This window comes from Arcicella sp. (genome assembly GCF_964672035.1).
The window spans coordinates 1-8612 of sequence record NZ_CBABQS010000119.1; the positions used below are offsets into that span (position 1 = coordinate 1).

Annotated in this window: 4 protein-coding genes; 2 read left to right on the forward strand and 2 right to left on the reverse strand. The window is 39.0% G+C overall.

Features of this window, described 5'->3' with window-relative positions; translation table 11 throughout:
• Both AC1W31_RS19550 and rhaT read left to right on the forward strand, forming a co-directional pair.
• Nucleotides 1-5364 (forward strand): alpha-2-macroglobulin family protein (locus AC1W31_RS19550; RefSeq protein ID WP_481736181.1); only part of this gene is annotated, 5364 nt, incomplete at its 5' end.
• 95 nt (nt 5365-5459) lie between these two features.
• Nucleotides 5460-6530 carry an L-rhamnose/proton symporter RhaT gene (gene rhaT / locus AC1W31_RS19555; protein ID WP_481736182.1) on the forward strand — a complete coding sequence of 357 codons (1071 nt, stop codon included), beginning with the start codon at nt 5460-5462 and terminating at the stop codon, nt 6528-6530.
• A gap of 62 nt (nt 6531-6592) precedes the next feature.
• On the opposite strand, the gene AC1W31_RS19560 is transcribed toward rhaT, so the two are convergent.
• Both AC1W31_RS19560 and AC1W31_RS19565 read right to left on the reverse strand, forming a co-directional pair.
• The gene (locus AC1W31_RS19560) at nt 6593-6958 is read right to left on the reverse strand and encodes a hypothetical protein (protein WP_481736183.1); all 366 of its coding nucleotides are present in this window, start codon (nt 6956-6958) and stop codon (nt 6593-6595) included.
• 154 nt (nt 6959-7112) lie between these two features.
• On the reverse strand, nt 7113-8612 hold a 1500-nt coding region (locus tag AC1W31_RS19565), incomplete at its 5' end, for a RecQ family ATP-dependent DNA helicase (protein WP_481736184.1).

An 8612-nucleotide genomic window follows, 5' to 3' on the forward strand; every position in this document is an offset into this window, starting at 1 on the left:
CGTGATGGCGACCTAAATACTTGGGAGGCGGAACCATACATCGAAATTTCGCCAAAAGTGGAAGGCAAATTTAAATGGACGGCAACCAACGAACTCGTGTTTTCGCCTGCGGTTGGTTTTGAACCTGCTACTGAATATACCGCAACAATTAACAAATCCGTTACGGCAAAATCTGAGAAAAAATATGGACTAAATGCTGATAAAATTACGTTTCATACGCCCTATTTGAAGTTGGATAATGTAGAAACCTATTGGACAAAATCCCGTGAAGATGGACAAGGGGCCGCCGTGTTGAAAATGAATTTTAACTATCCCGTTAATCCGCAGGAAGTGGCGAAAGTCTTGAAAGTGACGGATTCTGACGATAAAAAATATGATTTTTCTTTAAACCAAACGGGAGCTTCTAATACCATTTCAGTCAAATTGAAAGGTATTTCTGATGACGAAGGAAAATCTTTGAAAATCAATTTAGAAAAAGGACTATCCATGCCAAATTCTAAATTTGAAACACCCGAAGAATTGACTTTGGAAGCTTCATTACCCGATATTAAAACCTTAGAAATTACCAACGTAGAACACGGTTTTGAAAATAATCAAGGCTTTGTGAAAGTCGTTACCAATCAGACAATTAGCGTTCAAGATTTAGAGAAAATTTATAAAATTGAAATTAATGGAGCCTCCGAACCCGTTGAAGAACCCGTTTATGAATATGATTCTTTGGGGAATCCGATTGTGAAAGCTCCCGTTACTCCGAAAGCAAAACCGCAAATTCCAACGCTTGAAACCAAAGCAGAAATTACCGAAAATGGATTTATCATAAAAGGAGATTTTAACGAATCGGATAATTATATTTTAACGATAAATAAAGAAGTAAAAGGCATTTTAGGTGCTTCACTATCAGACGATTATACAAAAGATCTGTATTTCGGACAAATGCCCGCTTCGATTGGATTTGTGAATAAAAAAGCCGTTTATTTATCGTCGAAAGGAAATAAGAACGTTGCTATCAACATTGTCAATACGCCAAAAGTAAACGTTAGAATTGCCAAGATTTACGAAAATAACATTTTGCATTTTTTGACGAATGGACGTTATTTGAATTACGAGAATGCCAATTATGACGAAGCAGGAAATAGTACCTCAACAATATACGATTATGACACCGACGAAGCAGGTCAATATTCAGATGTGATCGTCAATAAAACCGTTGAAACTGCCAACCTTGCCAAAACAAAGGGCGTTCGAGCCTTAAATTTATCATCACCCGAACAAAATTCTATCAAAGGAATTTATTTGGTGAGCGTTAATTCTAACGATGAATATTACAATCACGCAACTAAATTAGTGAGTATTTCGGATATTGGTTTGATTATGAAAACGTCTGAAAATGAGGTAGTTGTATTTGCGAATTCTATTAAAACCGCCGAGCCGATGGGTGGCGTGGAAGTAAGTTTGATTTCGTCGAATAATCAAACCATTCAAACCGCAAAAACCGATGGAAAAGGCATGGCGATTTTCAAGGAATTTAAGGCTTCAAAATTCCGCCCCGCCATGATTACGGCTCATACCGAAGATGATTTTAATTACCTTTTCTTAGAGGGTTCACAAGTGGAAACTTCTCGTTTTGATGTGGAAGGGAAACGGGATAATTCGTCTGGTTTTGAGGCATTTATCTACGGCGACAGAGATATTTATCGTCCAGGGGAAACCTTGCATTTTAATACCATTATTCGTAAAAATAACTGGGAATCGGTGGGTGAAATTCCCGTAAAAATTCGCCTGCTTTTGCCAAACGGCAAGGAGTTTCAAACCTTCAAAAAAACGACCAATGCACAAGGTGCAGTTGAAATTTCCGTGCCAACCGACCGTGCGTCTATCACGGGTGTGTACGTGGTGGAAATGCTGAATGCGAATGATGTTTTATTGGCTTCTCGGAATATTTCCATCGAAGAATTTATGCCCGACCGTATCAAAGTTGAGGTAAAATCGGGCAAGGAATTTTACCGAAATGGCGAGACGATTCAGATTAATGCAACGGCTACCAATTTGTTCGGACCGCCCGCCTCCAATCGAAATTATCAGATGGAATTGAATTTGAATCGTAAACTTTTTGAACCGAAAGAATACAAAGGTTTTATTTTTGATATTCAGGATAATACCAATTTTGAAATGGTTGCTCGTGAGGGCGTTACCAACGAAAATGGCTTGGCTTCGGAAGGTTTTCAAATCCCTGCGACATACGCAAATATGGGCGTTTTGGAAGCAAAAACGTATGTAACGGTTTTTGACGAAACGGGTCGCCCGGTGAATCGTTTGAGTAAATTAGACATTTTTACGCAGTCTGTTTTCTACGGAATCGGAATGCCAGATACGTATATCGGAACGAATGTGCCCACGCAAATTCCGTTGGTTTCTTTAAATAAAGACGGAAAACCAGTTTCGGCTAAAGGTCGAGTGGAAATTGTTCGCTTTGATTATCAAACAGTTATCGAGAAAAATGCCGATAATACGTTAAAATATTCTTCTAAAAAACAAACCAAAGTTGTGTATTCTCGCACGATGAATTTTGACGGAGGAAAGGCAATGGTTTCTTACGCACCGCCTGTTTCGGGCGAGTACGAAATTCGAGTTCATAGCGAAGGAGCAAAATCTTGGACGGCTCAAGGTTTCTACGCTTACGGCTATGGTTCAACCGAAAATAGTTCATTTGAAGTCAATAACGAAGGAAAAGTGGAAATGTCGTTTGACAAAGAAAAATACAAAGTCGGTGATAAAGCAACGGTACTTTTCAAAACGCCATTTCAAGGAAAATTGATTGTAACGATTGAAAGAAATCACGTTTTGGAAAATTTCGTGATTGAAACGGATAAAAAATCGGCAGAATTGAGTTTCAAAATTGGGAAAGAACATTTGCCAAATGTGTATGTTTCAGCGACTTTGATTCGTCCGATGGATGGTTCAAATATGCCGCTTACGGTTGCCCACGGATACGCACCTATTATGGTAGAAGACCTTGATAATCAATTGCCTATCGAAATTGTAGCGGTTGAAAAATCTCGTTCAAAAACCAAACAACGAGTAACCATTAAAACCAAAGGCAGTACCGAATTGACGATTGCAGTAGTTGATGAAGGAATTTTACAACTCAAAAACTTCAAAACGCCTGACCCTTACGTCCACTTTTACCAAAAACAGGCTTTAGAAGTTGATAGCTACGATTTGTATCCGTTTTTATTTCCAGAATTATCAATTTCGGGAAGTTCGTCAATTGGTGGTGATGGTTATGATATGCAAAAACGAGTGAATCCCTTGAATAACGGACGGGTAAATTTAGTGGCAATTTGGTCGGGAATTGTGAAAACTGGCGTAGGAGGGGAGGCAACTTTTGAGTTTGATATTCCACAATTTTCGGGCGATTTACGCATCATGGCGGTGGCTTATAAAGATGAAGCATTTGGTTCGGCAACCAAAAATATGAAAGTCGCTGACCCTTTGGTAATTTCTACGGCTTTGCCAAGATTTGCTTCGCCAAATGATGAAATTCAAGTGCCTGTCAATATTACCAATACCACCAAACAAAACGCTAATGTTACCGCAACGGTTTCATTATCAGGCGGTTTGTCGGTTGTTGGTAATAAAACGCAGACCTTAGTAATTCCTGCCGAAAAAGAAGGAAGAGCCTATTTTGCCGTGAAAGCCGCTCCAAGTATTGGCAATGCAACGGTAAATGTGGTGGTAAATGGATTGAAAGAGAAATTTACCGAAAAGATAGAATTAACGATTCGCCCAACGACTTCTTTACTGAAAACTTCGGTGGCTGGCGTGGTAAATGGTGGTTCGGTTGGCAACGTAAATTTGGTAAATGACTACATTCCGAGTTCATTGAAAACCGAAATGACGGTGAGTAAATCGCCAATGGTGCAGTTTATGGACAAGTTCCAAAATCTCCTAAATTACCCTTATGGTTGTGTAGAACAAACGACTTCAACGGCTTTTCCACAATTGTATTTTTCTGAGTTTGTCAAACAAATTCAGTCGGGTAAAAAACCGTACATGAAAGCGGGAGAAAGCCAGCTAAATCCTCGAACAAATGTAGAAGCCGCCATTCATAAACTCGAAACGATGCAATTGCCAAGCGGTGGATTATCATACTGGCAAGGTGGCGACCGAGAATCTTGGTGGGGTTCTGCCTACGCTACACATTTCTTATTAGAATCTCAAAAGAATGATTATCAGGTAAATAGCCCAACTTTGGGCAAATTAATTGAATATCTGACGGTGGCTTCAAATTCTAAAATGACCGACAAAGAGTATTATTTCTTAGAAACAGGAACTTACGAAACCAAAGTCATTGCGGCTCGTGAAACCATTTATAGTTTGTACGTTTTGGCGATGGCAGGCAAACCCAATCGTTCGGTGATGAATTATTACAAATCTAATATGGATTTACTCACCACCGACTCAAAATATCTCTTGGCGGCTGCGTACAGTTTGATTGGCGAAGTGAAAAGTTACAATGCCATTTTACCGAAAAATTACGGTTTAGAAATTACCCAAAAGCAAACGGGCGGAAGTTTCAGTTCGCCGATTAGAAATCAGGCTTTGGTATTAAATACCTTGATTGATACCGACCCCAATAATTTACAAATTCCGACCTTGGCGAGACAATTATCGCAAAATTTGAAAACCGAACCGTATCTCACCACCCAAGAACAAGCCTTTGCATTTTTGGCATTGGGTAAATTAGCGAAGAAAGCCAATGAAAGCACTGTAAAGGCTTCAATTTCAAGTAATAATAAAGTGATGGGTAATTTTACGGCAAATGATTTATTGATTAAAAATATCGGAAATCAGTTGGTTATTCGCACGCAAGGAAAGGGGATTCTGTACTATTTTGCCCAAGCCGAAGGTTTAAGTGCGACGGGCAAATACGAGCAAATTGATAATGTTTTGAAGGTAAGAAAGCAATTTTATACTCGTTCGGGGCAACCTTTGGGAGGAGCTAAATTCAAACAAAATCAGTTGATTGTGGTAAAAATTACGCTCCAAAGTACCAACGGATTAGCAGTTGATAACGTGGTAGTTACGGATATGCTACCCGCAGGCGTAGAAATTGAAAATCCAAGGCTAACGGCAGACCGTGATTTAGTGTGGGTAAAAGACCAAACCACGCCCGAACATTTTGATATTAGAGACGACAGAATTAACTTCTTCACCAATATTTCCAACAAACCACAAACGTTCTATTATTTAGTAAGAGCTGTTTCAAAAGGCAAATTCCAAATGGGACCTGTGTCAGCGGATGCGATGTACCGTGGGGAGTATAGGAGTTATTCAGGGGGTGGGGTTGCATTGGTGGAGTAGTGCATACAGGTAAGTACAGGTGTATCGCTACCGAAATATTAGTTAGGTTTGTAATATTATACTTTTTCATTACTTAACCATATTTAGCAGACACAATGGGAGCAATTTTTGGCGTTCTTTTTCACTTTATCGGTGGTTTTGCATCGGGTAGTTTTTATATTCCTTACAAAAAAGTAAGAGGTTGGTCGTGGGAAAGTTATTGGATTACTGGAGGGGTTTTCTCGTGGTTAATCGTTCCGCCAATTGCCGCTTATTTGACTATTCCAGATTTCGCTTCTATCATTTCAAGCACTGAAGGAACTGTTTTATTTTGGACCTATTTGATGGGTCTATTGTGGGGAATTGGCGGTTTGACTTACGGTTTGGGCGTTCGATATTTGGGTGTTTCTTTGGGTAGTTCAATTATTTTGGGACTTTGCTCGGTTTTTGGCTCTTTGATCCCTTCGATTTATTATAATTTCAATCCAACGGCAGGTAAAGATACTATTCACGATTTAATGACTACTTCGTGGGGACAAATGGTATTATTGGGCTTGGCAATTTGTGTGGCGGGCATCGTGATTTGTGGAAAAGCGGGTGGCATGAAAGACAAAGACCTCAACGGAGAAACTGCCGATAATGCAGAATTTGACATTTCAAAAGGCTTAGTTTTTGCCATCATTTCGGGTGTTTTGAGTGCTTGTTTTAGCTTTGGCATTGAGGCTAGTTCATCAATGGCTCATGTAGCGAATGAGCAATGGGTTAATCAGAATGTAGGTCAGGGAGAGTTTTTGTTTAGAAATAATGTGGTTTACGTGGTGATTCTTTGGGGCGGACTGACGACCAACCTGATTTGGTGTATGTATCTAAATTTCAAGAATAAATCATTTGGAGATTATTCAAACGAAAAAACGCCATTATTGAAAAACTACCTTTTCTCCGCCATTGCGGGTACAACCTGGTTTTTACAATTTTTCTTCTACGGAATGGGCGAAAGTCGTTTAGGCAATGGACCAAGTTCATGGATTTTACACATGGCGTTTATCATCTTGGTAGCTAACTCGTGGGGCTTGGTTTTGAAAGAATGGAAAGGTGTTTCAAAGAAAACATTAACAACTATTATTGCCGGAATTTTAACGATTATCTTGTCAGTTTTAGTGGTTGGATACGGTAACTCGTTGAAATAGTAGATATTTTATGAAACACTGATTAATCGCAATTCCATTGCGGGTTAATCAGTGTTCTATTTTTACGAAAGAATACTCGAATATTTTTCCTTGTTAAAATATATCGCCAGCGCAGTAACAACTACCAACGCAACGCCAATGCCAGGAGCTTTGGCAATGTGCAATTCAAATATAAGAATATTAACTACAATTGGAGCTATTAAAATCAAACCTAAAGCACGTGTTTTGGGAATTAAAACTACTATTCCGAATAGCAATTCACATATTTTAACAACAGTCATGTAGCCAGTGCTGCCAAAAAGTTTCATGAAGGTTTCGGCATCGCCTGTCATGGGTTGTTCAGGAACAAATTTGAATAAATAACTTGCACCGCCAAAGATGAATAAAGCACCTAATAAGTAAGTAGGGATTTGTTTTACAATGTTCATTTTTTTGTGATTAATTTGTGGATTAAATGAATTGATAAGACTATACGTAAAAATACAATTTCTTAGGTAGAAACAAATAATTTACGCAAAAATTTATCAATAACATTTATATCACTTCATTCTTCCAAATCCGTAAAATAACCTAAATGAATGTTTAATTTTTAGCAACAGATTTCAAAAATGTTCTAATTTCATGCATAAAAATCTCTCCGTATTGCTGATATTTTTGCTGCCCAACTCCCGACACATTCAGCATGGCTTCTTGAGTAATCGGTTTTTGTTGTGACATATCCGATAACGTTGAATCTGAGAATATGACAAACGGTGGAATATTTTTATCATCTGCCAAACGTTTCCTAAGTTCACGTAATTTTTCAAAAAGCGCATCTTTAATGACTTCTTTCTTGGTCTTCTCTTTTGGTGCAACTGCTTCTCGTTCGGCTTGACGTTCCTCAAAAGGTTTATATCTCGTCAAATTTACTTTACGACCTTCCTTCAAAACGGCCCACGAAGCATTGTTGAGCCGATAAGCATGTCCTTCGTCATACGCAATATCCATCACACCCGAATTGAGCATTTGTTGGAGATATTCGGCCCATTCATCGGCCTTCAGCTCTTTACCAGCTCCGAAGGTTTTTATTTCGTGGTAACGGTTATCAATCAATCGTTTATTGTTCGAACCTCTCAAAATATCAATCAACATCGTCATGGCTATTTTTTCGTTGGTACGAGCCACGGCAGACAGTGCTTTTTGAGCCAATAATGTGGCATCAAACCGCATAGGAGGGTTTTTGCAAACATCACAATTACCACAATCTTTGGTTACTTCTTCATTAAAATAGCTCAATAAAATACGTCTTCGGCAAATTTCAGCTTCGGCATATTGCTTCATTCGGTCGAGTTTTGCGTTCTGAACTTCCTTCATTTCTGCTGGTAATTCAGAGTTTGCAATCATGTCTTTTCTAACCATCACGTCTTGGTAGGTATAAAAAAGGAGCGTATCTGCTCTTACACCATCACGTCCTGCCCGACCAATTTCTTGGTAAAAACTTTCCACATTTGATGGCATCGAATAGTGAATTACCCAACGAACATTGGATTTATCAATACCCATTCCAAAAGCAATCGTTGCCACAATTACTTGCACATCATCCCGAATAAAAGCATCTTGAACTTTCGAGCGGTCGGCAGCGGGCATTCCTGCGTGATAATATTTGGCTTTAATACCCACTTTTTGTAAAGCCTCGGCAACGGTTTCGGTATTTTTTCGACTTAAGCAGTAAATTATTCCTGCTTGTCGGGGATGTTCTTGAATAAAATTTTGAATAATTTTTACTCGATTTCTCCCTGGTAAAACCGAAAGGGAAAGGTTGGGTCTATCAAAAGAAGAAATGAATGTTCGGGCTTCGGGAATTCCCAACTGCGAGAGAATATCTTTGCGAGTAACACGGTCAGCGGTGGCGGTTAAGGCAATGACAGGCACATTTGGAAAAGCCTCCTTCAAAACGTGCAATTTAGTGTATTCAGGTCTAAAATCATGTCCCCAAGTAGACACACAGTGCGATTCGTCAATGGCAAATAGGCTGATATTTAACGATTTAATCCAGTCTAAATAGCCTTGTGTAAATAATTTTTCGGGAGAAATATACAACAA